Raw genomic sequence first — 25,071 nt, forward strand, 5'->3', positions numbered from 1 at the left:
GTGACGGGGATGACGGGTGTGAAGGTCGTCCCCCCGGCGGCCCGCGTGTACATCGGCTGCGCCCTGCTCGCCGCCGGCGCGTGCGTCCTGCCCGCGCTGTCGCGCCCCGGCGCGCCCTGGGGGACGATCGCGCTCCTCGCCGCCCTGTACGCGCTCTGCGAGCTGCCCGCCCGCTGCCCCCTCCTGGGCCGCGCGCTCGGCGGCTCCGCCCCCGTGGGCAACGGCTCCTTCTTCCCCGTGCTCCTCGCCGCCGCGCTGCTCCTGCCGCCCGCCGCCGCCGCGCTCACCGCCGTGCCCGGCAGCCTCCTCGCCCGCGTCGAGGAACCCCCGGCCGGACCGCGCCGCGCCTGGCGGGCCGCCGCCACGGCCCTCGCCGTCTGGGCCGCCGCCCACGCCGCCGGCGCCCTGGGCGGCCCGGCCGCCCTCGGACACGACGGCACCGCCCCCGACCTCCCGTACGCGCTGCTGCCCGCCGGCGCCGCCGCCCTCGCCCTCTGCCTGGTCCTCACCGCCCTCGACGGCGGCGTCCGCGCCACCGCCGACGGGGTCTCCCCGCGGGCCGCCTGGCGCGGACTCCTCGGCCGGGCACTCGCCCCGCACCTCGTGCACGGCCTCGCCGGGCTGATGATGGGCGTCCTGTGGCGCGGCAGCCACGGGCTGGCCGCGGGCCTCTTCGTGCTCCTGCCCATGTACGTCTCCTGCTGGGTCTTCGCCCAGTACCACCGCGAGCGCGCCGCCCACCAGGCCACCATCCGCGCCCTCGTCCAGGCCGTCGACATCAAGGACCGCTACACCCGCGGCCACAGCGAGCGCGTCGGCCACGCCTCCGTCCTCATCGCCCGCGAACTCGGCATGCCCGAGGACCGGCTCGACGCCGTCCGCTTCGCCGGCATCCTGCACGACGTCGGCAAGCTGGGCGTGCCCACCCGGGTGCTCCGCAAGGACGGGCCCCTCACCCCCGAGGAGCGCCGGGTCATCGAGCTGCACCCCGAGTACGGGCACGAGATCGTCCGGGGCATCGGCTTCCTCGGCGAGGCACGGGCCGCGATCCTCCACCACCACGAGCGCATGGACGGCAGCGGCTACCCCTACGGGCTGCGCGGCGAGCAGATCCCCGAGTTCGCCCGGATGGTCGCCGTCGCCGACGCCTTCGACGCCATGACCTCCAACCGCTCCTACAGCCGCGCCCGGCCGGTCCCGGCCGCCGTCGCCGAACTGGAGCGGTGCGCCGGCACCCACTTCGACCCCCGGATGGTCGGCGCCCTCGTCCGGGCCCTGGACCGGCACGGCTGGCGGCCCGCCGTCACCGCCGACGAGACCCCGCCCGGCGGGAACGTGCCCAAGGCCCGGGAGACGTCCGCCCCCTCCTCCGCCCCGTCCGGGGAGCGCACGTGAGGCCCGGCGTCCTCACCGTCGGCGCCGTCCGCACGGCCGCCCTGCTGCTCGCCCTCGCCGCCCTCGGCTCCACCCTCCGGCACGGGATCGACCGGCCCGGCACCGCCCTCGCCTTCGTCGCCCTCGTCGCCCTCGGCGCACTGGCCCGCCGGGGCGCCGCCCCCGGCGAGCGCGAGCCCGCGCCGCTCGCCGCCGCCGGGGCCCTGGCCTACGCCCTGCTCGGGGAGAGCGCCGGGAACCCCGCCGGCCACGGCGTCCTCCAGACCGTCGCCGTCGTCACCGCCGCGGGCCTCGCCGGGACCGCCCCCCACCTCGCCCGGGGCCGGGGCCCGGGCCCCGACCACCTCGCCCGCCGCGTCCTCACCATCGGCTTCGCCGCGCTCTGCTTCCAGCCCCTCCACCCCTCCGGCGCCGTCGTCCGCCACCTCGGCGAGGGCCCGCCGTACGTCCTCTCCCTCGGACTCCTGCTCCTGCTCACCGCCCTGTGCGACGCCGTGCTCGCCGCCCTCCTGCTCCGCGCCCGTACGGGATTCCCCTACGGCCCCCTCCTCCGCGACGAGCTGCGCGCCCTCCTCGGCATCGGCTCCGCCGTCTGCGCCACCGGCGCCGTCATGGCCCTCGGGGTCGCCGCCGCCGGACCGTGGGCCCTGCCCGTGCTCGCCGTCCCGCTCCTGCTCACCCAGGTCTCCCACCGGCGCTACGAGGCCGTGCGGACCGTCAACCGGCAGACCATCGCCTCCCTCGCCCGGGCGACCGAGGTCGCCGGCTGCACCCCGCCCGGCCACGCCCGCCGGGTCGCCGCCCTCAGCACGGCCGTCGGACGCGAGCTGGGCCTCTCCGGAACCGAGCTGACCGTCCTCGAACACGCGGCGCTCATGCACGACATCGGCCAACTCTCCCTGGTCGACCCGGTGGAGGGCGGCGCCACCGCCCTCCTGCCGGCCGAGGAGCAGCGCCGGATCGCCCTCCTGGGCGGCGCGGTGGTCCGCAGGACCGGGGTCCCGCCGGCCGTCGCCGTGATCGTCGAGCGGCAGGCCGACCCGTACCGCGAGCAGCCGCTGCCCGCCCGGATCGTCCGGACCGTGAACGCCTACGACGATCTGACGAGTACGGGGCCGGGAACCGGGGCAGGAGGGGGTGCGGGCGCGGCGCTCGACGCCCTGGAGAGGCTCCGGCTCGGCACCGCCCGCGACCACCACCCGGACGTCGTCGAGTGCCTGGCCAGGGTCCTGGCCCGGGGCGGAGCCGCCGGGATGACCCCGGTCGTCCCTGGGTAACCCATGGGTAATGAGCGCGCGTCCGACCGGGCATGGTTGGATGCGAACAAGAGGGTGAAGCGACCGGCAGGCGGGAATCGTGAAGATCTTCGGGAAGGTACGGCATCGGCCCTCCGCCTCGTGGCGGCAGGCCACCGACCGCGCGTTCACGCTGATCGGCGACGGCCGGTACGAGGACGCGGGCGCGCTCCTCACGCGTGCGGCGGACCTGGAGCCCTGGCTCTCCGAGTCCTGGTTCAACCTGGCGCTGCTGCACAAGTTCCGCCACGACTGGGAGCAGGCCCGGGCCGCCGGACTGCGCGCGGTCGCCCTGCTCGACAAGGAGACCGGCGCCCCCGACTGGTGGAACGTCGGCATCGCCGCCACCGCCCTCCAGGACTGGCCGCTGGCCCGCCGCGCCTGGCAGGCGTACGGACTGCGGGTGCCCGGGGCCGCCTCCGGCACGGGCGAGCCCGCCGGCATGGAGCTGGGCAGCGCCGCCGTCCGGCTCTCGCCCGAGGGCGAGGCCGAGGTCGTGTGGGGCCGCCGGCTCGACCCGGCCCGGATAGAGGTGCTCTCCATCCCGCTGCCGTCCTCCGGGCGCCGCTGGGGCGAGGTCGTCCTCCACGACGGCGTGCCGAACGGCGAGCGGACCACCACCGCCGGGCCCTCCTACCCGGTCTTCGACGAGATCGAGCTGTGGGCCCCCTCGCCCGTCCCCACCTGGGTGGTCCTCCTGGAGGCCGCCACCGAGGCCGACCGGGACGCCCTGGAGCAGCTCGCCGCCGAGGCGGGCTTCGCCGCCGAGGACTGGTCGTCCTCCGTGCGGCTGCTCTGCCGCGCCTGCTCGGAGTCGACCATGCCGAGCGCCGAGGGCGAGGGCGAGCACTCCGATCCCCACGACCACAGCGAGCCGGGGCATCCCGGGCCGCTCGGCCACCGCTCGCCCGGCGAGCTGTGGGTGCCGGAGCGGGAGTGCGGCATCGCGGCCCCGGCCGGGCTCGTGCGCGGACTCCTCGACGGCTGGGTGGCGGACAGCCCGGACAGCCGCGAGTGGCGGGATCTCGAAGAGGTCTGCTGAGCGGTCCGTCCCTTCCCCGTAGGCTGTCCTCCGACGGAATCGGGTTTTCAGGAAGGCGCGGCCGGACATGGCGCAGCAGGAGACGGACGAGCAGACGCAGATCAACGACGGCTTCGTCGTGGACACGGAGGACTGCGAGGCGCGCGAGCTCGCCCACCGCGAGCGCGGCAAGGCCCGCCCGATCACGGTCGTCGGCAACCCGGTGCTGCACAAGGAGTGCAAGGACGTCACCGCGTTCGACGACGAGCTCGCGACGCTGATCGACGACATGTTCGCCAGCCAGAAGGCGGCCGAGGGCGTGGGCCTGGCCGCGAACCAGATCGGCGTGGACCTCAAGGTCTTCGTCTACGACTGCCCGGACGACGAGGGCGTCCGCCACACCGGCGTCGTGATCAACCCGGTGCTCCAGGAGCTGCCGGCGGACCGCCGCGTCCTGGACGAGTCCAACGAGGGCTGCCTCTCCGTGCCGACCGCCTACGCCGAGCTGGCCCGCCCGGACTACGCCGAGGTCCACGGCCGGGACCCGCAGGGCAACCCGATCAAGGTGCGCGGCACCGGCTACTTCGCCCGCTGCCTCCAGCACGAGACGGACCACCTCTACGGCCGCCTCTACATCGACCGCCTCTCCAAGCGCGACCGCAAGGACGCCCTGCGCCAGATGGAGGAGGGCACCCCGCGGTACGAGACGGTCCCGAACGCCTGATCGCCGCCACGCGTACGAGAGGGGCCCGCACTCGACCGAGTGCGGGGCCCCTTCTCGTACTGGGATGTCACTCCGGTGTGAATGCGTACTGCACCTCGTAGAGGTGTCCGGCCTTGACCATGACGGTGGCTTCGACGGGGAGCTCGTCGTCGCTGTGGACGACACGAAGCGTACGAAGCACGGGGAGGTCGCTCGGCAGCTTCAGGGCCCGGTACTGGTCCTGGGTGGGGACGCGCGCGGAGACCCGATCGACGCTGAGCCGGGGCGGGAAGCCCAGGGCGGCGAGGAGTGTCGGGGTACCGCCCTTGATCTTGCGGCTCTCCATGAGAGGGGTGGCACGGGCGATGCCCAAGGGGTAGTAGGACATGACGAGTTCGGCCGGCTCCCCGTCGAGCGAGAGCACCTGACGGCGCAGGAGTGCGGTTTCGCCGTCTTCCAGGCGCAAGGCGGCGGAGACGTCGGCCGGGGGCCTGGTCTCGGCGACTTCCAGCAGGGTGCTGTGCGGTCTCGTACCGAGCCGCGCGGCTTCGGTGAGCCACCGGTACGGTTCCCCGGGAGCCGCCGGGGCCATGAAGGCGGAGGGGTGTACGGTCTGCTGGCGATGCTCCCGGACGGTGACCGAGGCGCCCGCGCGACCGATGACCAGTCCCTCCTCCTTGAGGAGTTGCAGTGCCTTCTGCACGGTGGCGCTTGATGAGTCGAACCGGGCTTTGAGGTGCACCGTGGACGGCAGCTTGGCGCCGGGCGCGAGATCTCCGCTCATGATCTCGTCGCGCAGGTCGGCGGCGATCCGCTCGTGCAGTGAGCGCCGGTCTTCGTTGTCGGGCACGGTCATCCGATCGTGATCTCGTAGTGGAGTCGCTGCCGATGCGCGGGCATGGTCATCATGTCGACCTGGATGGGCCGGTCCCGGCTGTCGAGAGTCACCCTCGCGACTCGGAGTACCGGCTCGTCACGTCCGATTCGCAGCGTTTCCCGTTCGTCGGTGTCGGGCATCCGCGCGGTCACGTCCTCGCGGACGCGGACACCGACGTGGCCAAGTTCGGCGAGCAGTGCGACGGCACCCCCTCGGATCTTGAGTGTCTCGGCCAGCCGGGTGCCCCGTGCGATGTCCACGGGGTAGTAGGTGTCGGTCAACTCGCATGGTTTACCGTCGAATTCGATGACACGACGCCGTACGACGACAGGTACCCCGTCGGTCAGGCCCAGCAGGGCCGCGACGGCGCCCGGGGCCGGCACCTCGCCGGCGTGCACGATGCGCTGACTTCCCGTGCCGCCCCGGGCTGCGGCTTCGACAGCCCAGGCGTCTGACTGCCCCTCGCCGCTCTGTGGCGTCAGGTACGGCACAGACGTACTGATCCAGGCCTTCTCGCTCACGACGTCCTCCCGTGCGACCGCCTTGTTCGACCTTGCTGCTTTACACGTTAAGCGACGCACTCCCCAGGGCCCCGGAAGGGCAGTCTTACTGCTTTTCGCGAATAGCGATACGGTTTCGATGTTCGTACAGCCCAGATCAAGGTGGTGGTCACCATGGCTTTGTCGTGGCAGCGACGGTTCCCTCGTGCGCGCAGCTCGGTTCCGGCGGCGCGGGCCTTCGCGCTCGAAGCTCTGGCGGAGTGGGGGATCACGGACCGTCGGGAGGAGATCCGTCTCTGCGTCTCCGAACTCGCCACCAACGCCCTGTTGCACGGGGTCCCGACAGGGCGTGAGTTCTGTCTGCGGATGACGGCGGACGACCTGACGGTTCGCATCGAGCTGCGTGACAGCGGCGGAGGGCATCCGAGGGTCGTACAAGGGGGAACGGACGATTGCGGTGGCCGGGGGCTTCGGCTGGTCTCGGCTCTGGCCGACGCCTTCGGTGTCGACGAGCACGTCGTCGGCAAGACCGTCTGGAGCAGCTTCAAGGTCGCGTCCGTCCGGGGAGGCGATCGGTGATGGAGACCTTCGAGCGCGCTCGGCTGGACGCCTACTTCGACCGGATCGCCTTCCTCTTCGCGCCCACCGAGCGCCCCGCCTCCTTACTGATCACCCACCTGCTGCCGGAGCGCCCGGCCTTCGTCCGGGGCGTGGCCGCCATGACCGAGGTCCGCGCGGTACTGCCCAAGCCGAAGTCCGTGCACACCGAAGCGCTGCGCCGGGTCGAGGGCGACGGGCACGTGTGCGACAAGCTGTCGCGGGAGCTGTTCGCCGATCCCGAGCGCGCCGTGCGGTACCTCGACACGCGCGCCGCCGGGCGCCCGATCGTGCTGTTCGACGTCGGTGGTTACTTCGCTCCGTCGATCGAGGCGTTGTGCGCCCGTTTCTCGGGCCGGATCCTGGGCGTCGTCGAGGACACGGAGAACGGGCACCGGCGCTACTCCGACCTCGTCGACCCGCCGTGCCCGATCATCTCGGTGGCACGCTCGCCCCTCAAGGACCCCGAGGACTTCCTCGTGGGTCAGTCGATCGTGTTCTCCACCGAGGCGCTCATGCGCGGCCGAGGCGACATCCTGCACGGCCGTACGGCTTTCGTGATCGGTTTCGGCAAGCTCGGGTCGAGCATCGCCCGGCTGCTGCACGCCCAAGGTGTCAGGGTCACGGTGTACGACATCGATCCCGTACGCCGTACGCAGGCACTCGCACAGGGCTTCACGGTCGCGCGTGACCGCGAGGCGGGGCTCGGCGAGGCCGGGCTCGTACTGTGCGCGACCGGGGCGCTCGCGCTGCGCGGAGAAGACTTCCCCAGACTGCGCAACGGAGCGTACGTCGCGACCGTTACCAGCAGTGAGGACGAGCTGGAACTCACCGGGCTGCCGAACGTGTACGAGCGTGCTCACATCGGCGAGCACGTCACGCGCTATGTGACGACCGGCCACTACTTCTACCTGCTCAACGGAGGAAACGCCGTCAACTTCCTGCACGGCGCCGGTGTAGGGCCGTTCATCTTCCTCGTCCAGGCCGAACTGCTCGCCGCCTCCGCCGCGATCGCCCGCGGCGATCTCGGTCCCGGAATGCACGAGACCCGCCCGGCCGATCGCGCCGCCATCGCCACGACCTGGCTGGACTACTTCAACCGCTGAGGAGACACCCGATGTCCATCACGTCCGATCACATCCGCGAGACATTGGACGCCTATCTGGATGTCCACCCCGACGAGAAGCGGCGGCTCTCCGTCCTCACGGAACTCCTCGACGCCGGGGCCGAGCTCACGAGCCGTAAGGAGTTCCGGGGCCATGTCACCGCCGGGGCGCTCTTGGTCGACCCCGCCGGCCGCGTGCTGCACATCAAGCACCTCGCGCTGAACCGCTGGCTCCTGCCCGGAGGGCACGTCGAGGACCACGACACCACTCTCCTCGCCGCCGCACAGCGCGAGCTGACCGAGGAAACCGGGATCGCGGCCTCGGACGTCGTCCCGGCCGGAAGTCGGCCCGTGCACATCGACGCCCACCCCATCCCGGACAACCCGGCCAAGGACGAGCCCGATCACCGGCACTTCGACTTCCGGTTTCTCTTCCGTACGTCGGCCGACGTCGTCGCCCTCCAGAGCGACGAGGTCACGGCGGCGGCATGGCGCCACGCCGACACGATCGAGGACGAAGACCTGCGGGACCGAGTCCTCCGGGTGCTGCGCTGACGGCACGACCCCGCCGGGGTACGGCGAAGGCCCCGCACTCGACCGAGTGCGGGGCCCCTCTCGTACGCCGGGTCCTAGAAATCCTCGTCCAGGTCCACCGAGCCCTCGACCGCCACCTGGTAGGCGGACGGGCGGCGCTCGAAGAAGTTGGTCAGCTCCTGGACGCCCTGGAGCTCCATGAAGGAGAACGGGTTCTCCGAGCCGTACACCGGGGCGAAGCCGAGGCGCTGGAGGCGCTGGTCGGCGACGCACTGGAGGTACTCGCGCATCGACTCGGTGTTCATGCCCGGCAGGCCGTCGCCGCACAGGTCGCGGCCGAACTGGAGCTCCGCCTCCACGGCCTCCCTCAGCATGTCCGTGACCTGCTGCTGGAGCGCGTCGTCGAAGAGCTCCGGCTCCTCCTTGCGGACGGTGTCCACGACCTCGAAGGCGAAGTTCATGTGCATCGTCTCGTCGCGGAAGACCCAGTTGGTGCCGGTCGCCAGGCCGTGCAGCAGGCCCCGGGACCGGAACCAGTACACGTAGGCGAAGGCGCCGTAGAAGAACAGGCCCTCGATGCACGCCGCGAAGCAGATCAGGTTCAGCAGGAAGCGGCGGCGGTCGGCGGCCGTCTCCAGGCGCTCGATCTTCTCGACCGAGTCCATCCACTTGAAGCAGAACTGCGCCTTCTCGCGGATGGAGGGGATCTCCTCGACCGCGTCGAACGCTGCGGCGCGGTCGTCCGGGTCGGGCAGGTAGGTGTCGAGCAGCGTCAGATAGAACTGGACGTGCACGGCCTCCTCGAAGAGCTGCCGGCTCAGGTACAGCCGCGCCTCGGGGGAGTTGATGTGCTTGTAGAGGGTCAGGACCAGGTTGTTCGAGACGATCGAGTCGCCCGTCGCGAAGAACGCGACCAGACGGCCGATCATGTGCTGCTCGGCCGGGGTCAGCTTGGCGAGGTCGGCGACGTCCGAGTGGAGGTCGACCTCCTCGACGGTCCAGGTGTTCTTGATCGCGTCCCGGTAGCGCTCGTAGAAGTCCGGGTAGCGCATGGGACGGAGGGTGAGTTCGAAGCCCGGGTCGAGCAGGTTCTTCTGTTCGGTGGAGCTCATTACTGGCAGGCCTCGCAGGACTCGGGGTTTTCCAGGGAGCAGGCGACCGCGTCGGGGTCGGAGGCCTGCTGGACGGGGATCGGCGCGGCGGCGGCCGTCGACGCCTGGGCGGCGCGGGCGATCCGGGTGGCCGGACGGGAGCGCAGGTAGTACGTCGTCTTCAGGCCCTGCTTCCAGGCGTACGCGTACATCGACGACAGCTTGCCGATGGTGGGCGTCTCCAGGAACAGGTTCAGCGACTGCGACTGGTCCAGGAACGGGGTGCGGGCGGCGGCCATGTCGATCAGGCCGCGCTGCGGGATCTCCCAGGCCGTGCGGTACAGCTCGCGCACCTCGGCCGGGACCCAGGTGAAGCCCTGCACCGAGCCGTTGGAGTCGCGCAGCGCCTCGCGGGTCTGCGCGTCCCAGACGCCGAGCCTCTTCAGCTCGTCGACCAGGTACGAGTTGACCTGGAGGAACTCGCCCGACAGCGTCTCGCGCTTGAACAGGTTGGAGACCTGCGGCTCGATGCACTCGTACACGCCGGCGATCGAGGCGATCGTCGCGGTCGGCGCGATGGCGAGGAGGAGGCTGTTGCGCATGCCGACGGCGGCGATCCGCTCGCGCAGCGCGGTCCAGCGCTCCGGCCAGTTCAGCTCGACGTCGTAGTGGTCGGGGTGCAGCACGCCGCGGGCCGCGCGGGTCTTCTCCCAGGCGGGGAGCGGGCCGTTGCGCTCGGCCAGGTCGGTGGAGGCCTCGTACGCGGCCAGCATGATCCGCTCGGCGATCCGGGTGGAGAGCGCCCGCGCCTCGGGGGAGTCGAAGGGCAGCTTCAGCTGGAAGAAGACGTCCTGGAGGCCCATGGCGCCCAGGCCGACCGGACGCCAGCGGGAGTTGGAGCGGCCCGCCTGCTCGGTCGGGTAGAAGTTGATGTCGACGACCCGGTCGAGGAAGGTGACGGCCGTGCGGACGGTCGCGTCCAGGCGCTCCCAGTCGATGTCCGAACCGACCACGAACGCGCCGAGGTTGACCGAGCCCAGGTTGCAGACCGCGGTCTCGCCGTCGTCCGTGACCTCCAGGATCTCCGTGCAGAGGTTGGAGGAGTGGACGGTGTGGCCGGGCTCGGCGGTCTGGTTGGCCGTCCGGTTCGAGGCGTCCTTGAAGGTCATCCAGCCGTTGCCGGTCTGGGCCAGGGTCCGCATCATCCGGCCGTACAGGTCGCGGGCCGGCATCGTCTTGCGGGCCAGACCGTCGGCCTCGGCCTTGCGGTAGGCGGCGTCGAACTCCGCGCCCCACAGGTCCACGAGCTCGGGCACGTCCGAGGGGGAGAACAGCGACCACTCGGCGTCGGCGTTCACGCGGCGCATGAACTCGTCCGGGATCCAGTGCGCCAGGTTCAGGTTGTGCGTGCGGCGCTGGTCCTCGCCCGTGTTGTCGCGGAGCTCCAGGAACTCCTCGATGTCCGCGTGCCAGGTCTCCAGGTAGACGGCGGCGGCGCCCTTGCGGCGGCCGCCCTGGTTCACGGCGGCGACGGAGGCGTCGAGGGTCTTCAGGAACGGCACGATGCCGTTGGAGTGCCCGTTGGTGCCGCGGATCAGCGAACCGCGGGCGCGGATGCGGGAGTACGAGAGGCCGATGCCGCCCGCGTGCTTCGAGAGGCGCGCGACCTGGTGGTAGCGGTCGTAGATGGAGTCCAGCTCGTCCTGCGGGGAGTCCAGGAGGTAGCAGGAGGACATCTGCGGGTGGCGGGTGCCGGAGTTGAAGAGCGTGGGGGAGGACGGCAGGTAGTCCAGCCGGCTCATCAGGCCGTACAGCGCGGCCACTTCGTCGAGCGCGCGGACGCCCTCGTCCTCGGCCAGACCGCAGGCGACGCGCAGCATGAAGTGCTGCGGGGTCTCGATCACCTTGCGGGTGATCGGGTGGCGCAGCAGGTAGCGCGAGTAGAGGGTGCGCAGGCCGAAGTAGCCGAAGCGGTCGTCGCCGGCGCGGTCGATCGTGGCGTCGAGGCGGTCGGCGTGTAGCGCGACGAACTCGGCGGTGCGGTCGGCGATCAGGCCCTCGTGGTGCCCGACGGCGACCGAGGAGGAGAAGTTGACCGAGCCCTGGGAGGCCGCCTCGTCCGCGATGGTGATGGTGAGGAGCCGGGCGGCGAGCCGGGAGTACGCCGGGTCCTCGGCGATCAGGCCGGCGGCCGCCTCGGTGGCCAGCTCGCGCAGCTCCGCCTCGTCCGCGGCGGCGCTGCGGCCGCGGAGTGCGGCGGCGGCGACCTTGCCGGGGTCGGTGTCGGGGAGATCGGCGGTGAGGTCGGTCAGGGTCCGCAGCAGTACGGTCCCGGGGCCGTCGCTCTCGACCGCGGAAGCCTCGGCCGAAGCCGGATCGGCGGGCGCGATGGTCACGTGGGGGCTCTCCCTCGCTCGGCTCGGGGCCTCGGCGGGGGAAAGGGCGGACGGGCGGGCGTCCAGGCATGACGCGCCGCGTCCACCGGCCCACTCCGCGAGGCCCGGACGTCTGTGGCACCCGGAACGGAAGGACCGGGCGCGCTGTCGGCAGGTGTCCGGACTCACCCCGGACGAAACCGCACGAAGTACACCGTTGCGGGACAGTTCCGGATTCGCGCCGGATTCCCCTGCGTCGACAGCGAGGACGAGCATACATGTGGGGGGCGCCGCTCGTGGCACCCCCCACATGTTGTGTCGCCCCCTGGGCGTGACGTGGGCTCAGAACTCCAGGGAGTAGGTGCGCAGAGAGTGATCGGGGACCGGCTCCCAGTCCCGGTGCGGGGTGCGGACGAAGCCCATCCGCTCGTAGATCCGGTGCGCGGAGGCCATCTCGGCGCCCGTGGAGAGCACGATCCTGGCGCACCCCGGGAGGGCCCGCGCCCGGTCGACACAGGCCCGTACGAGCGCCTCCCCGACGCCCCGGCCGCGGGCTTCCCGGGCGACCGCGAGCATCCGGAACTCGGCCTCGCCGGCCACCGCGATGTCGGCCCACGGGGTGCCGCCCCGGGCGAAGGTCACCCCGCCGACGATCCGCCCCGCCGCGTCCCCGGTGTCCTCCGCGACGAGGACCTCGCTCTCGCGGGCCCGCCGCTCCGTGTCCCGCAGCACGGCCAGGTAGGAGTCCTCGGCCCCGTACTTCAGCAGTCCGTCGTCCAGATAGGTGCGCCCGGTCAGTTCGCCGAGCACCTCGTACTCCTCGGGCCGTACCGCCCTGATCGTGAAGTCCATGGGGGAAGTGTGCACGCCGGGGAAGCGGCGGGGCCCGGGGCCTCCTGGTGGAGGTCCCGGGCCCTTTCGGTGCTGCCGGTGTCAGTGGGTGGGCGCGGTGGCCTTCTCCATCTCGGTCTTCACGCCGGGGTCGCCGGCGTCGGCCGTGTAGTCCGACGGGGAGGTCTCGTCGACGCCCTCGGGGGCCTTGAGGGCCTTGAGGACGAGGGTGAGGACCACGGTGACCACGACGTTGAGGACGAAGGCGGTGAGGCCGATGTAGCCGATCTCGCCGATGCCGGGGATCTCGGCGGAGGAGCCGCCGAAGTGCGCCTGCTTCGGCGTCGACACGTTGTAGGCCGCGATCGTGCCGTACAGCATGCCGACGGCCCAGCCGGCGAGCAGTGCCCAGCGGTGGAACCAGCGGGTGAAGAGCCCCCCGACCAGGGCGGGGAAGGTCTGGAGGATCCAGATGCCGCCGAGGAGCTGGAAGTTGATGGCGACCGTCTTGTCCATGGTCAGAACGAACACGAGGGCGCCGACCTTGACCAGGAGCGAGACGATCTTGGAGACCTTGGTCTCCTGTGCCGGGGTGGCGTCCGGCTTGATGAAGTCCTTGTAGATGTTCCTGGTGAAGAGGTTGGCGGCGGCGATCGACATGATCGCGGCCGGGACGAGCGCGCCGATGCCGATCGCGGCGAACGCGACGCCCGCGAACCAGTCGGGGAACATCGTCTCGAAGAGCTGCGGGATGGCGAGCTGGCCGTTCTCGACCTTGATGCCGGCGGCGATCGCCATGAAGCCCAGCAGCGCGAGCAGGCCCAGCATCAGCGAGTACAGCGGCAGGATCGTGGTGTTGCGGCGGATGACCTCGCGACTCCGGGACGACAGCGTCGCCGTGATGGAGTGCGGGTACATGAAGAGCGCGAGCGCGGAGCCGAGCGCGAGCGTCGCGTACGTCCACTGGCCGGCCTCGCCGGGCACGAGTCCACCGACCTTGTTGGTGGTGAACTTCTCGCCCGCCTGGGCGAAGATCTCGTCGAAGCCGCCCAGCTTGATCGGGATGTAGATGATCGCCACCGCGATGACGACGTAGATCAGGGTGTCCTTGACGAAGGCGATGAGCGCGGGGGCGCGCAGGCCGGAGGAGTAGGTGTAGGCCGCGAGGACGCCGAAGGCGATGAGCAGCGGCAGGTCCTTGACGAACCAGTGGGTGTTCTCGCCGCCGCCGACGCCCATCACGTCCAGGACGGCCTGGATGCCGACGAGCTGGAGCGCGATGTACGGCATGGTGGCCAGGATGCCGGTGACCGCCACCGCCAGCGACAGGCCCTTGGAGCCGAAGCGGCCCCGGACGAAGTCGGAGGTGGTCACGTACCCGTGCTTGTGCGAGACCGACCACAGGCGCGGCAGGAAGGTGAAGATCAGCGGGTACACCAGGATCGTGTACGGCACCGCGAAGAAGCCGGCCGCGCCCGCCGCGTAGATGGCCGCCGGGACGGCGACGAAGGTGTACGCGGTGTAGAGGTCGCCGCCGAGCAGGAACCAGGTCACCCAGGTGCCGAAGGACCGGCCGCCCAGGCCCCACTCGTCGAGGCTGTCGGTCTCGGCCCTGCGCCAGCGCGAGGCCAGGAAGCCCATGACCGTGACGGCCAGGAAGAAGAAGATGAAGACGGCGAGTGCCACGCCGTTCACGCCGTCCTTCATCGCGCGTCACCTCCCTCGCGGGACCGCTGGTCCCGCTGCCACAGCTTGTAGGCGATCATGGTGAGCAGGGTGGAGACCAGCACCCAGAGCATCTGGTACCAGTAGAAGAAGGGGATGCCCGCGAAGAGGGGTTCGGCCTTCGCGTAGGAGCCCACCCAGAGCATCGCCACGAACGGGGCGACGAGACAGAGCGCGATCACCACCCGCAGGGGGGTGACGGTCGGTTGTTTCCCTTGTGCCGCTTCTGACATCGAGATTTCGTCCCCTCGCTGATCACCTCGGTAATGCTGGGGAAATCTAGGGGACGCGTCCGTTCCATGGAACCCCCGTCCGCATAACGGATCTGTTTTGTCGGAAGAGGCCCTCTTCGATCACCGGCGGTGCCGTGCGGAGGGAATACGACATTCCCGGAAACGCGAAACGGCCGCACCCGTCGGGGGGTGCGACCGTCCTGCGAGAGGGGGTGCCGTCTGCTCAGCCGTTGGGGCGCTTGAGGCGGGCCACGAACTTGTACCGGTCGCCCCGGTAGACGGACCGCACCCACTCCACCGGCTCGCCCTGCGCGTCCAGCGAGTGGCGGGAGAGCATCAGCATCGGCAGGCCCACGTCCGTGCCGAGCAGCCCGGCCTCGCGCGGGGTGGCGAGGGAGGTCTCGATGGTCTCCTCGGCCTCGGCGAGGTGCACGTCGTAGACCTCGGCGAGCGCGGTGTAGAGCGAGGTGTACTTCACGAGCGAGCGGCGCAGGGCCGGGAAGCGCTTCGCGGACAGATGGGTGGTCTCGATCGCCATCGGCTCCCCGCTGGCGAGCCGCAGTCGCTCGATGCGGAGCACCCGGCCACCGGCCGAGATGTCGAGCAGCCCGGCGAGGGTGTCGTCGGCGGTGACGTAGCCGATGTCGAGGAGCTGCGAGGTGGGCTCCAGGCCCTGGGCGCGCATGTCCTCGGTGTACGAGGTGAGTTGCAGCGCCTGGGAGACCTTGGGCTTGGCCACGAAGGTGCCCTTGCCCTGGATGCGCTCCAGGCGCCCCTCGACGACCAGCTCCTGGAGCGCCTGGCGCACGGTGGTGCGGGAGGTGTCGAACTCGGCGGCGAGCGTCCGCTCCGGCGGTACGGGGGTGCCGGGCGGCAGGGTCTCGGTCATGTCGAGCAAGTGCCGCTTCAGCCGGTAGTACTTGGGCACGCGCGCGGTACGGGTGGGCGTCCCGCTCTCTGTCTCCGTGCTGCCCGCGTCCGTGGCCATGGCCTGCCTTCCCGACTCCTGTGCTGTTGCCGTCACCGGCTCCTCCGTCTGTCGCGGCTCACATGGTGGCACGCTTCATGTGCCTCCACGGTTTCTCCTGCCGATATGTGCGGGTTCGGCGAGGAGGAGTCGTTCCCTGCTTCTTATACACCGTGATATCCCCCGTTGGTCTAGGCCATTCCGGCCGAGAGGTGAGAGGCTTCCTCCGGCGGGACGGGAAGGGTCCTCCGGGCCGCCGGGGTGCGCGCGGCCTCCCCGGGAGGGCGCCGGCTGGCGCGATTCCTGCGGTCGTGGCCGGTCTGGACCAGGTGTCGGTCCGATAACGGACGCCCATACCCGTCTTGCGCACCCTTGACACCCAAAAAGGTCTAGGCCAAGCTCCGGGTACTGGTCTAAACCATTAAAGACCAGGTCCCAGCCCCACGAGCAATACCCGACGTATGTCTTCGCGCGGTGGGCAGGGGGGTTGCAGGCATCCCTGAGGAGGGTGGCGTGAAGCGCAAGCTCATCGCGGCGATCGGCGTCGCGGGCATGATGGTCTCCATCGCTGCATGTGGTTCCGACAGCGACAAGGCCAAGGACGGCGACAAGGGCACGGCCGGGGGCGACAAGACCCTGACCGTCTGGGTCATGGACGGTTCCGCTCCCAAGGAGTGGATCGACGGGGTCAACAAGGAGTTCGAGGCCTCGCACCCCGGCGTCAAGGTCAAGGTCGAGACGCAGCAGTGGACCGACATCCAGACCAAGGTCACCACGGCGCTCTCCGAGAACACCCCGCCGGACGTCCTGGAGATCGGCAACACCCAGACCACGGGCTACGCCGCCTCCGGCGGTCTCGCCGACCTCACCGGTGACAAGGACAAGCTCGGCTACGCCAACTGGAGCGAGGGCATCAAGCCCTCGGCCGAGCTGGAGGGCAAGCTCTACGCCGCTCCGTGGTGGGCCGCCAACCGCGCCGTGATCTACGACAAGGCCGCCTTCAAGAAGGCGGGCGTCACGCCGCCGAAGACCCGCGCCGAGTGGATCGACGGCCTGAAGAAGCTCAAGGCCTCCGACCCGAAGTCGCAGCCGCTCTACCTGCCCGGCCAGAGCTGGTACGTCTTCGCCGGCTTCCTGTGGGACGAGGGCGGCGACCTCGCCACCAAGGACGGCGACAAGTGGAAGGGCGGTCTCGGCACCGCGGAGGCCGCCTCGGCCATCAACTTCTACAAGGAGCTGCAGTCCTACTCGTCCGCTCCGAAGGACAAGGACGAGGCGACCCCGCAGCAGTCCACCGACATCGTCCCCAAGGGCGGCGTGGCGTCCTGGATCGGTCTCGGCTGGGAGGCCGGCGGCGCGATCGACGCCATCAAGAAGGCCGGCAAGACGGCCGACTTCGGCTACTTCCCGATCCCGGGCAAGACGGCCGACAAGCCGGGCTCCGTGTTCTTCGGCGGCTCGAACCTCGCCGTCGCCGAGCGTTCGCAGAACAAGGACCTCGCGAAGGAGTGGCTGACCCTCGCCACCAACAAGAAGGGCATGCAGTCCTACGGCACCGCCGTCAAGGGCGGCATCGTCCCGAACGACCCGTCCGCGCAGATCCAGCCCGAGGCCGGTTCCTTCGCCGAGGCGATGGTGAAGTCCGCGAACAGCGGCCGCATCACCCCGATCACCGAGGGCTGGGCCAACGTCGAGACCGAGCCCAACCCGATCAAGGGCTACATGACCAAGGTCCTGAAGGGCGAGGACCCGAAGAAGGCCGGCGACGAGGCCGACAAGGTCATCGCCGAGCGTCTCAACCAGTAGCGGTAACCACCCCGGTGGCGCGGCCGGATCGTACCGGCCGCGCCATTCGGCCATTGCAGTGAACAGCGGCCCGCTCCCCCGGGCCGCGCCCCGGTGGGCGCGGGAGCCCCAGAACCGCGAGGAAGAAGACCATGACCGTGGACTCCCAGGGGACGGCCAGCGCCGCTCCTCAGGACGCGCCCGGGAGGGCGGCAGGGAAGTCGCAGACTCCGCCACCCCCTTCCGGCGCGAAGGAATCCCTTCGGCCTCCGCGTGGCAGGCGCTCCCTGCCCAGCGGGCTGCTGCCGTACCTGCTCGTCACGCCCGCCCTGCTCTCCATGGCGGTGCTGCTCCTCTACCCGCTGATCCGCAATGTGATCCTCTCCTTCCAGGGGGTCAACAAGCGGGAGATGATCCGGCGCGAGACGCCCTGGGTCGGCTTCGAGAACTACACCAAGCTGCTGAGCGACCCCGACTTCTGGAACGTCGTCGTCCGGTCGCTCGTCGTCACCGCCGTCAACGTCGCCCTGGTCATGCTGTTCGGCACGCTGATCGGCATGCTCCTCAACCGCCTCGGCAAGAAGATGCGGTTCGTGCTCTCCCTGGCGCTGATGTTCGCCTGGGCCATGCCGATCGTCGCCTCGGTCACCGTCTTCAAGTGGCTCTTCGACGAGCAGTTCGGCGTCGCCAACTGGCTGATGCGGTCGATCGGCTTCGCCGGCTACGAGCAGCACAACTGGTTCGAGACCGGCTTCTCCACCTTCGTCATCGTGACGATCCTGCTCGTCTGGGGATCGATCCCCTTCGTGGCCCTCAACATGTACGCCGCCCTGACCACGGTCGGGTCCGAGCTGTACGAGGCGGCCAGGATGGACGGCGCGAGCGGCTGGCGCACCTTCTGGTCCGTGGTCTTCCCGAACCTGAAGCCGTTCTTCATGATCACCACGTTCCTGGAGATCATCTGGATCTTCAAGGCCTTCACCCAGGTCTACGCCATGAACCAGGGCGGCCCCGACCGGACCTCCGAGACCCTGCCGGTCTTCGCCTACATCGAGGGCATGGGCCAGCAGCACTACGGCCTCGCGGCCGCCATCTCGATCCTCACCATCGTGATGCTGCTCGTGGCCATGTCCTTCTACTTCCGCCTGATCCTGAAGCAGGAGGACGAGCAGTGAGCACCACCACCCCGACCCCCCAGAAGCTGCGGACCCGCAGCCCGCTCCGGCCGGCGACGGTGGCGAAGAACCTCACCGCCCTCGTGGTCGCCGTGGTCTTCGTCTTCCCCGTCTACTGGATGTTCTCGTCCTCGCTGAAGCCGCAGAGCGAGATCCTGACAAAGGATCCCGTCTTCTTCTTCGAGCCGACCTTCGAGAACTACTCCACGGCCACCGGCGTCGACCTGTTCTGGACCTACGCCACGAACAGCCTGATCGTCACCGCCGGAGCCGTCCTCCTGGCCCTGCTCGTCGCCCTGGCCGCGAGCTTCGCGATCGCCCGCATGAAGTTCAAGGGCCGCAAGGGCATCGTCCTGATCGTGATGATGGCGCAGATGGCCCCCTGGGAGGTCATGGTCATCGCGATGTACATGATCGCCCGCGACAACGACATGCTGAACAGCATCCCGCTGCTCACGGCGATCTACTTCGTGATGGTCCTGCCCTTCACCATCTGGACCCTGCGCGGCTTCATCGCCGCCGTCCCGGTCGAGCTGGAGGAGGCCGCGCAGATCGACGGCTGCACCCGCGGCCAGGCCTTCCGCAAGGTGATCTTCCCGCTGCTCGCCCCCGGTCTGATGTCGACCTCGCTCTTCGGCTTCATCACCGCCTGGAACGAGTTCGCGATGGTCCTCGTCCTGAACAAGGACAAGACGAACCAGACCCTCACGCTCTGGCTGACGCAGTTCCAGACCGCCTTCGGCAACGACTGGGGCGCCACCATGGCCGCCTCGACCCTCTTCGCGCTCCCCGTGCTCGTCGTGTTCATCTTCCTCCAGCGCAAGGCCGTCGGCGGCATGACCGCCGGCGCGGTGAAGGGATAACGGGTCTCATGACCACTCTCGTACACGCCTCGGACACGCTCACCCGCGACGCGCTCACCGTCCTCCAGCCCGGCTTCGTCGGCACCACCGCCCCCGACTGGCTGCTCCGCCGCATCGGCGAGGGCCTGTCGTCGGTGGGCCTCTTCGGCCGGAACATCGTCACCCCCGAGCAGCTCACCGCGCTCACCGCGCAGCTGAGGGCCGAGCGGGACGACGTCCTCGTCGCCATCGACGAGGAGGGCGGCGACGTCACCCGCCTGGAGGTCAAGCAGGGCTCGTCCTTCCCCGGCAACTACGCCCTCGGCAGCGTCGACGACGTCGAGCTCACCCGGGCCGTGGCCCGCGAGCTCGGCCGCCGGCTCGCGCAGTGCGGGGTGGACCTCAACTGGGCCCCCTCCGCCGACGTCAACTCCAACGCCGAGAACCCGGTCATCGGCGTCCGGTCCTTCGGGCCGGACCCGGACCTGGTCGCCCGGCACACCGTGGCGTACGTCGACGGCCTCCAGGGCGTCGGGGTCGCGGCCTGCACGAAGCACTTCCCCGGACACGGCGACACCAACGTCGACTCCCACGACGCGCTGCCCCGGATCGATGTGGACCTCGCCACACTGCACGCCCGTGAGCTGGTACCTTTCCGCGCGGCCGTCGCCGCGGGTACCAAAGCGGTCATGAGCGCGCATATTCTTCTCTCCGCGCTCGACCCGCACCGTCCGGCCACCCTGAGCCCGCAGATCCTCACCGGTCTGCTGCGCCAGGAGCTGGGCTTCGAGGGGCTGATCGTCACCGACGGCATGGAGATGCAGGCCGTCTCGGCGACGTACGGCATCGAGCGCGGATCCGTCCTCGCCATCGCCGCGGGCGCCGACGCCATCTGCGTCGGCGGCGGGCTGTGCGACGAGGACACCGTACTGCGGCTGCGCGACGCGCTCGTCGACGCGGTACGGACCGGTGAACTGCCCGAGGAGCGGCTGGCCGACGCCGCGGCGCGCGTGCGCGCCCTGGCGGCCTGGACCCAGGCGCACCGGGTCAGGGGGGCTGGATCGGTGCCGGGCGCGGCAGTGCAGGAGGGGACCGCGCCCGGCGCCGGCATCGGACTCGTCGCCGCCCGCCGGGCCCTGAGGGTGACCCGCGGGGAGCGTCCGTACACCCCGATCACCGGCGCCCCCTACGTGGCGTCCTTCACCCCGGTCGCGAACTTCGCCGTCGGCGACGAGACGCCCTGGGGCATCGCGGCGGAGCTGGAGCGGCTGCTGCCCGGCACGGAGACCGGCTCGTACGACGAGACCTCCGCCGAGTCCGTCCTCGCCGACGCGGGGGAGCGGCGCGTGGTGGCGGTCGTACGCGACCTCCACCGGCACCCGTGGATGATCCGGGCCCTCGACGGCCTCCTCGCGGCCCGCCCCGACACCGTCGTGGTCGAGATGGGCCTCAACGAGGCGGAGCCCCGCGGGGCCCTGCACATCGCCACGCACGGCGCGGCCCGGGTCTGCGGCCGCGCCGCCGCCGAGGCCGTGGTCGGCACCGGAGCCTGACGGCTCCCGGCGCGCGCCGCACGGCGAAGGGGTCCGGTACCGGGGCCTGACGGCTTCCCGCCGACGCCGTACGGCGAAGCGACCCGGCACCGGAGCCCGACGGCTTCCCGCCGACTCCGTACGCGAAGGGGCCCGGCACCTGCTCTCAGGTGCCGGGCCCCTTCGTGCTGTCACCGGGGTTCCGGCAGTTCTCAGATGCCCTGCCAGGCGGGCTTGTTCGCGAAGGTGTGGCGGAAGTAGTCCGCGAGCTTCAGCTTGGAGGCGGCGGCCTCGTCCACGACGACCGTGGCGTGCGGGTGGAGCTGGAGCGCGGAGGCCGGCACGAGCGCCGCCACCGGGCCCTCGACGGTCTGCGCCACGGCCTCGGCCTTGCCCTCGCCGGTGGCGAGCAGCACCAGGTGGCGGGCCTCCAGGATGGTGCCGATGCCCTGGGTGATGACGTGGTGCGGCACCTGCTCGATGTCGTCGTCGAAGAAGCGCGCGTTGTCCACCCGGGTCTGCTCGGTGAGCGTCTTGATCCGGGTCCGGGAGGCGAGCGAGGAGCACGGCTCGTTGAAGCCGATGTGCCCGTCGGTGCCGATGCCGAGGATCTGGAGGTCCACGCCGCCGGCCTCGCGCAGGGCCCGGTCGTACTCCTCGCAGGCCGCCTGGACGTCCTCGGCGGAGCCGTCGGGGCCCATGAAGGCCTCCGGGGAGAGCCCGAGCGGCTCGACGACCTGCCGGAGCACGGTGGAGCGGTACGACTCCGGGTGCCCGGCGGGGAGGCCGACGTACTCGTCCAGCTGGGCGATCCGGGCCCGCGAGGCGTCCACCGCGCCGTCCCCGACCTTGGCGATCAGGGCCTTGTAGATGGGCAGCGGAGTCGAGCCGGTGGCCACGCCGAGCAGCGCGTCGGGCTTGCGGCGCAGGAGGTCGGCGATGCCGTCCGCGATGAGCTCTCCGCCCGCCTCGGCGTCCTTGACGATGACAACTTCCACGCTGTGCCTGCCGATCTGGTGAGGGGCTGGGAAGGGGTCCGGTGGTATAGACCAATCTAAGGTCAAATCTAGCAGAGGAGAGCCCTCCCTCCCATGCCGTTCCGCCCCCCGGACGGCCCCGCTCCCATCGTCTGCCGCACCCGCCCCGCCAGCCAGTCGGGCTCCGGACGCGCGGCCCTCCGGCGGCTCAGGTCAGTGCCCCCCCGTGGTGTCGATCCAGGCCCCGGTGGCTCAGGTCAGCGAGCCCCCCGTGGCGTCGATCCAGGCGCCCGTCACCCATCGCGCGTCGTCCGAGGCCAGGAAGGCCACCACGTCGGCTATCTCGGCCGTGCTTCCGATCCCGCCCAGCGCCGAGTACCCCGCCGCCCGCGTCCTGGTCTCCTCGTCGTTCTCCAGCCACGCCGTGTTGTCCGTCGCCACGATCCCGGGCGCCACCGAGTTGACCGTGATCCCGCGCGGGCCCAGCAGCTTCGACAGGTCCCGCGTGAGGACGTCCAGCGCCCCCTTCGACATCGAGTAGGCGATCAGGTCCGGCATCAGCGCCGTCCTCGTCAGCCCCGTCGACACGTTGACGATCCGGCCCCCGTCCCGCAGTCGCTCCGCGCCGAGCCGCGCCAGGAAGAACGGGGCCTTCGTGTTCACCGCGAAGACCCGCTCGAACTCCTCCTCGGCGATCGTCGCGAAGGGGTTCGACGCACCGATCCCCGCGTTGTTCACCAGGATGTCCAGCCCGTCCGCCCGCGCGTCGAAGGCCGCCCAGAGCGCCGCCGCGTCCCCCGGCACCCCCAGCTCCTGGCCGAGCGCGAACGCCTCGCCGCCGACCGCTTCGATCGCCGCGACCGTCTCCTTCGCCGCCGCCTCGTTCGTCCCGTAGTGCACCGCGACCCGCGCCCCGTCGCGCCCCAGCCGCTCGGCGATCCCCCGCCCGATGCCCCGGCTCGCGCCCGTGACCAGTGCCGTCTTCCCCGTGAGCACGCCCATGGCGACGCCCCCCTTATATCTGTAGCGGTCGTTACGTAAAGACCGTACCCCACTTCCGTAGCGTGCGCTATAGAATTCACTCCATGGTGACGAGACAGCGCGGCCGCCCCCGCTCCTTCGACCGGCCCACGGCCCTGGAACGGGCCACGATGGCCTTCTGGGAGCACGGCTACGAGACGACCTCCGTCTCCGACCTCACCCGCGCCATGGGCATCAGCGCGCCCAGCCTCTACGCCGCCTTCGGGGACAAGAAGACCCTCTTCGAGGAGGTCGTCGAGGCGTACGCGCTCTCGTACGGCGCCTACGGCGGCCGCGCCTTCGCCGAGGAGCCGACCGCCCGGGGCGCCGTCGGGCGCATGCTGGGCGAGGCCGCCGAGCTCTTCACCGAGCCCGGCCACCCCCGCGGCTGCCTGATGATCTCCGCCGCGACCAACTGCTCGACCCCCGAGGTCGAGGAGGCCCTGCGCGACCGCAGGAACGCCAGCCTGGCTTTCTTCGAGGAGCGGATCCGCCGGGGCGTGGAGTCCGGCGAGCTCCCGGCCGGCACCGACCCGCGAGCCCTCGCCCGCTTCAGCGGCGCCGTCCTCCAGGGCATGTCGCAGCAGGCCCGCGACGGGGCGACGGCGGAGGAGCTCACGGCCGTGGCCGAGGCGGCGATGCGCGCCTGGCCGGCGGAGGCGGGGGAGTAGGCCCGGGTCCGGGGGGGGATCGCGGCCCCGGAAACACCCGCGGGCCGCGGCGCCCGGCGGGACCCTCGGCCCGCCCGGCACCGCAGCCCGGAGTTGCTCGGCCGGGGGTGTGCGGTCCCTCGGCCGTGTGGGAGGTCTCGACGCAGTCAGGGCAGAGAGCGTCGGGTACCTCGTTCCATCCTCCTGTGCGGGGAGGATGGAGGCTCTGTTCGGTTCATTGTGGACTAGACCATTCTTGTCTGTCCATCCACGGGAACGCGGTGTTTCCTGGCCCATACTCCAACACGCGGCCCCGGAGATCCAGGTTCACCGCCCCTGAATTCCGCGGGTACGCTCGCATCGTGCCCTCCATGAACGACCTCGTGCGCCAGCACACCGCCCTGAGCGACTCCGACCTCGAGTGGCTCCACCTGCTGGTGTCGGAGTGGCAGCTGCTCTCCGACCTCTCCTTCGCCGACCTCGTCCTCTGGGTCCCGACCCTCGACGGCACGCGGTACGTCTCCGTCGCCCAGATGCGGCCGAACACCGGCCCCACCTCCTACCAGGACGACATGGTCGGCCACCTGGTCCCGCGCGGCCGCCGGCCGCTGCTCGACGCCGCCCTCGACGAGGGCCGGATCGTCCGCGAGGGCGACCCGGAGTGGCGCGAGGAGGTCCCGGTGCGGGTCGAGTCGATCCCCGTGCGGCGCGAGGGCCGGGTCCTCGGCGTCATCGCCCGCAACACCAACCTGCTGACCGTCCGCACCCCCTCCCGCCTGGAGCTCACCTACCTCCAGTCGGCCTCCGACCTCGCCCAGATGATCGCCGCCGGAACGTTTCCCTTCTCCGGCGAGCAGGTCGACATGGACTCCTCGCCCCGCGCCGGCGACGGTCTCGTCCGCCTGGACGCGGAGGGAATCGTCCAGTACGCCTCGCCCAACGCCCTCTCCGCGTACCACCGACTCGGCCTCGCCGCCGACCTCGTCGGCCAGCACCTCGGCCAGATCACCGCGGAACTCGCGCCCTCGCGCGGCCCGGTGGACGAGGCCCTGGTCACCCTCGCCTCCGGCTACGCGCCGCGCGAGTTCGAGGTCGAGGGCAACGGCGGGGTGATCCAGCTCCGGGCGATCCCGCTCAAGCCCAAGGGCACCCGCATCGGTTCGCTCGTCCTGCTCCGGGACGTCACCGAACTGCGCCGCCGCGAGCGCGAGTTGATCACCAAGGACGCCACCATCCGGGAGATCCACCACCGGGTGAAGAACAACCTCCAGACCGTGGCCGCCCTGCTCCGCCTCCAGGCCCGCCGGATGGACTCCGACCGGGGCCGCGAGGCCCTCGACGAGGCCGTGCGGCGCGTCGGTTCGATCGCCATCGTCCACGAGACGCTGTCCCAGAACCTGGACGAGCGCGTGGAGTTCGACGAGATCGCCGACCGTGTCATCGCGATGGTCGCGGAGATCTCCCCGGGCAAGGTGACCTGCCGGCGCAACGGCCGCTTCGGCATCCTCGACGCCGAGGTCGCCACCCCGCTCTCCATGGTCCTGACCGAGGTCCTGCAGAACGCGCTCGAACACGCCTTCGCGCAGGGGGAACGGGGCACGGTCGAGGTCTCCGCCGTCCGCGGCGAGGCCCGGGCAGACGCCCGCCTCCTCATCACGGTCAAGGACGACGGCTGCGGCCTGCCCGAGGGCTTCGACCCGCAGCGCGCCGGGAACCTCGGCCTCCAGATCGTACGGACCCTGGTGGAAGGGGAGTTGGGCGGAACCTTCGACATGCTGCCGGGCACCGAGCGCGGCACGAAGGTGGTCCTCGACATTCCCGTCCGGTCCCAGAAGTAGGCC

General features: G+C 71.0%; 23 protein-coding genes and 1 riboswitch. Of the genes, 13 read left to right on the forward strand and 10 right to left on the reverse strand.

Translation table 11 applies throughout. The features are described 5' to 3' along the window. Positions 1–18: 18 nt before the first annotated feature. From AB0398_RS02645 to def, 4 genes are all read left to right on the forward strand, one after another. A complete protein-coding gene (locus AB0398_RS02645) occupies positions 19–1,395 on the forward strand; it encodes an HD-GYP domain-containing protein (RefSeq protein WP_366372338.1) in 1,377 nt (458 codons plus the stop codon). Beyond that, positions 1,392–2,672 carry an HD domain-containing protein gene (locus tag AB0398_RS02650; RefSeq protein WP_366371769.1) on the forward strand — a complete coding sequence of 427 codons (1,281 nt, stop codon included), beginning with the start codon at positions 1,392–1,394 and terminating at the stop codon, positions 2,670–2,672. The genes AB0398_RS02645 and AB0398_RS02650 overlap by 4 nt, the downstream gene beginning before the upstream one ends. 79 nt (positions 2,673–2,751) lie before the next feature. Next, positions 2,752–3,732: a hypothetical protein gene (locus AB0398_RS02655; RefSeq protein WP_053646821.1), complete on the forward strand. Its 981-nt coding sequence runs from the start codon at positions 2,752–2,754 to the stop codon at positions 3,730–3,732. A gap of 67 nt (positions 3,733–3,799) precedes the next feature. Continuing rightward, a complete protein-coding gene (gene def, locus AB0398_RS02660; protein ID WP_366371771.1) occupies positions 3,800–4,435 on the forward strand; it encodes a peptide deformylase in 636 nt (211 codons plus the stop codon). 67 nt (positions 4,436–4,502) lie between these two features. On the opposite strand, the gene AB0398_RS02665 is transcribed toward def, so the two are convergent. Together AB0398_RS02665 and AB0398_RS02670 are read right to left on the reverse strand one after the other, a co-directional pair. After that, on the reverse strand, positions 4,503–5,270 hold the full coding sequence (locus AB0398_RS02665) for a GntR family transcriptional regulator (protein ID WP_366371773.1): 768 nt from the start codon (positions 5,268–5,270) through the stop codon (positions 4,503–4,505). Next, on the reverse strand, positions 5,267–5,812 hold the full coding sequence (locus AB0398_RS02670; RefSeq protein WP_366371775.1) for a UTRA domain-containing protein: 546 nt from the start codon (positions 5,810–5,812) through the stop codon (positions 5,267–5,269). Before AB0398_RS02670 ends, AB0398_RS02665 begins: the two co-directional genes overlap by 4 nt. A gap of 153 nt (positions 5,813–5,965) precedes the next feature. Here AB0398_RS02670 and AB0398_RS02675 point away from each other — a divergent pair, with 153 nt between their 5' ends. From AB0398_RS02675 to AB0398_RS02685, 3 genes are read left to right on the forward strand one after another with little or no spacing between them, the layout of a single operon-like run. Next, entirely contained in the window at positions 5,966–6,370 is a 405-nt protein-coding gene (locus AB0398_RS02675; RefSeq protein WP_366371777.1) for an ATP-binding protein, read from the forward strand. Continuing rightward, positions 6,370–7,494 carry an adenosylhomocysteinase gene (locus AB0398_RS02680; protein ID WP_366371779.1) on the forward strand — a complete coding sequence of 375 codons (1,125 nt, stop codon included), beginning with the start codon at positions 6,370–6,372 and terminating at the stop codon, positions 7,492–7,494. The genes AB0398_RS02675 and AB0398_RS02680 overlap by 1 nt, the downstream gene beginning before the upstream one ends. An 11-nt stretch (positions 7,495–7,505) precedes the next feature. Further along, positions 7,506–8,048: an NUDIX domain-containing protein gene (locus AB0398_RS02685; protein WP_366371781.1), complete on the forward strand. Its 543-nt coding sequence runs from the start codon at positions 7,506–7,508 to the stop codon at positions 8,046–8,048. A 74-nt stretch (positions 8,049–8,122) separates the two neighbouring features. Here the strand turns inward: AB0398_RS02685 and AB0398_RS02690 are convergent, their stop codons facing one another. The 6 genes from AB0398_RS02690 to AB0398_RS02715 form a co-directional block, all read right to left on the reverse strand. Beyond that, complete coding sequence (locus AB0398_RS02690; protein ID WP_366371783.1) at positions 8,123–9,139, reverse strand: ribonucleotide-diphosphate reductase subunit beta; 1,017 nt, start codon at positions 9,137–9,139, stop codon at positions 8,123–8,125. Continuing rightward, positions 9,139–11,514: a ribonucleoside-diphosphate reductase subunit alpha gene (locus tag AB0398_RS02695; protein WP_366371785.1), complete on the reverse strand. Its 2,376-nt coding sequence runs from the start codon at positions 11,512–11,514 to the stop codon at positions 9,139–9,141. Before AB0398_RS02695 ends, AB0398_RS02690 begins: the two co-directional genes overlap by 1 nt. A gap of 131 nt (positions 11,515–11,645) precedes the next feature. Then, positions 11,646–11,786: riboswitch (cobalamin riboswitch) on the reverse strand. A 49-nt stretch (positions 11,787–11,835) separates the two neighbouring features. Then, the gene (locus AB0398_RS02700; RefSeq protein WP_366371787.1) at positions 11,836–12,345 is read right to left on the reverse strand and encodes a GNAT family N-acetyltransferase; all 510 of its coding nucleotides are present in this window, start codon (positions 12,343–12,345) and stop codon (positions 11,836–11,838) included. Positions 12,346–12,426: 81 nt separating this feature from the next. Beyond that, positions 12,427–14,031, reverse strand: coding sequence for a monocarboxylate uptake permease MctP (mctP, locus tag AB0398_RS02705; RefSeq protein ID WP_366371789.1), 1,605 nt, complete (start codon positions 14,029–14,031; stop codon positions 12,427–12,429). Further along, positions 14,028–14,282, reverse strand: a complete 255-nt coding sequence (locus AB0398_RS02710; protein ID WP_366371790.1) for a DUF3311 domain-containing protein — start codon at positions 14,280–14,282, stop codon at positions 14,028–14,030. The genes mctP and AB0398_RS02710 overlap by 4 nt, the downstream gene beginning before the upstream one ends. A 223-nt stretch (positions 14,283–14,505) precedes the next feature. Then, the gene (locus AB0398_RS02715; protein WP_053649500.1) at positions 14,506–15,270 is read right to left on the reverse strand and encodes a GntR family transcriptional regulator; all 765 of its coding nucleotides are present in this window, start codon (positions 15,268–15,270) and stop codon (positions 14,506–14,508) included. 492 nt (positions 15,271–15,762) lie between these two features. On the opposite strand from AB0398_RS02715, the gene AB0398_RS02720 reads away from it, so the two are divergent. The 4 genes from AB0398_RS02720 to AB0398_RS02735 all read left to right on the forward strand — a co-directional run bounded on the left by AB0398_RS02720 (position 15,763) and on the right by AB0398_RS02735 (position 20,604). Beyond that, a complete protein-coding gene (locus AB0398_RS02720; protein WP_366371791.1) occupies positions 15,763–17,055 on the forward strand; it encodes an extracellular solute-binding protein in 1,293 nt (430 codons plus the stop codon). Between the two features lie 131 nt (positions 17,056–17,186). Continuing rightward, the gene (locus AB0398_RS02725) at positions 17,187–18,209 is read left to right on the forward strand and encodes a sugar ABC transporter permease (protein ID WP_366371793.1); all 1,023 of its coding nucleotides are present in this window, start codon (positions 17,187–17,189) and stop codon (positions 18,207–18,209) included. 26 nt (positions 18,210–18,235) lie between these two features. Next, entirely contained in the window at positions 18,236–19,072 is an 837-nt protein-coding gene (locus AB0398_RS02730) for a carbohydrate ABC transporter permease (RefSeq protein WP_366372339.1), read from the forward strand. 8 nt (positions 19,073–19,080) lie between these two features. Then, positions 19,081–20,604, forward strand: a complete 1,524-nt coding sequence (locus tag AB0398_RS02735; protein WP_366371795.1) for a glycoside hydrolase family 3 N-terminal domain-containing protein — start codon at positions 19,081–19,083, stop codon at positions 20,602–20,604. A 191-nt stretch (positions 20,605–20,795) separates the two neighbouring features. Here AB0398_RS02735 and nagB read toward each other — a convergent pair whose 3' ends face one another. Together nagB and AB0398_RS02745 are read right to left on the reverse strand one after the other, a co-directional pair. After that, the gene (gene nagB, locus AB0398_RS02740; RefSeq protein WP_366371797.1) at positions 20,796–21,581 is read right to left on the reverse strand and encodes a glucosamine-6-phosphate deaminase; all 786 of its coding nucleotides are present in this window, start codon (positions 21,579–21,581) and stop codon (positions 20,796–20,798) included. A gap of 231 nt (positions 21,582–21,812) precedes the next feature. Continuing rightward, on the reverse strand, positions 21,813–22,562 hold the full coding sequence (locus AB0398_RS02745; protein ID WP_366371799.1) for an SDR family oxidoreductase: 750 nt from the start codon (positions 22,560–22,562) through the stop codon (positions 21,813–21,815). A gap of 83 nt (positions 22,563–22,645) precedes the next feature. Here AB0398_RS02745 and AB0398_RS02750 point away from each other — a divergent pair, with 83 nt between their 5' ends. Further along, positions 22,646–23,251: a TetR/AcrR family transcriptional regulator gene (locus tag AB0398_RS02750; RefSeq protein WP_366371801.1), complete on the forward strand. Its 606-nt coding sequence runs from the start codon at positions 22,646–22,648 to the stop codon at positions 23,249–23,251. 350 nt (positions 23,252–23,601) lie between these two features. Next, complete coding sequence (locus AB0398_RS02755; protein ID WP_366371802.1) at positions 23,602–25,068, forward strand: histidine kinase N-terminal domain-containing protein; 1,467 nt, start codon at positions 23,602–23,604, stop codon at positions 25,066–25,068. Positions 25,069–25,071: the final 3 nt, after the last annotated feature.

This window comes from Streptomyces sp. NPDC086147, assembly GCF_040702165.1.
Classification (GTDB): domain Bacteria; phylum Actinomycetota; class Actinomycetes; order Streptomycetales; family Streptomycetaceae; genus Streptomyces.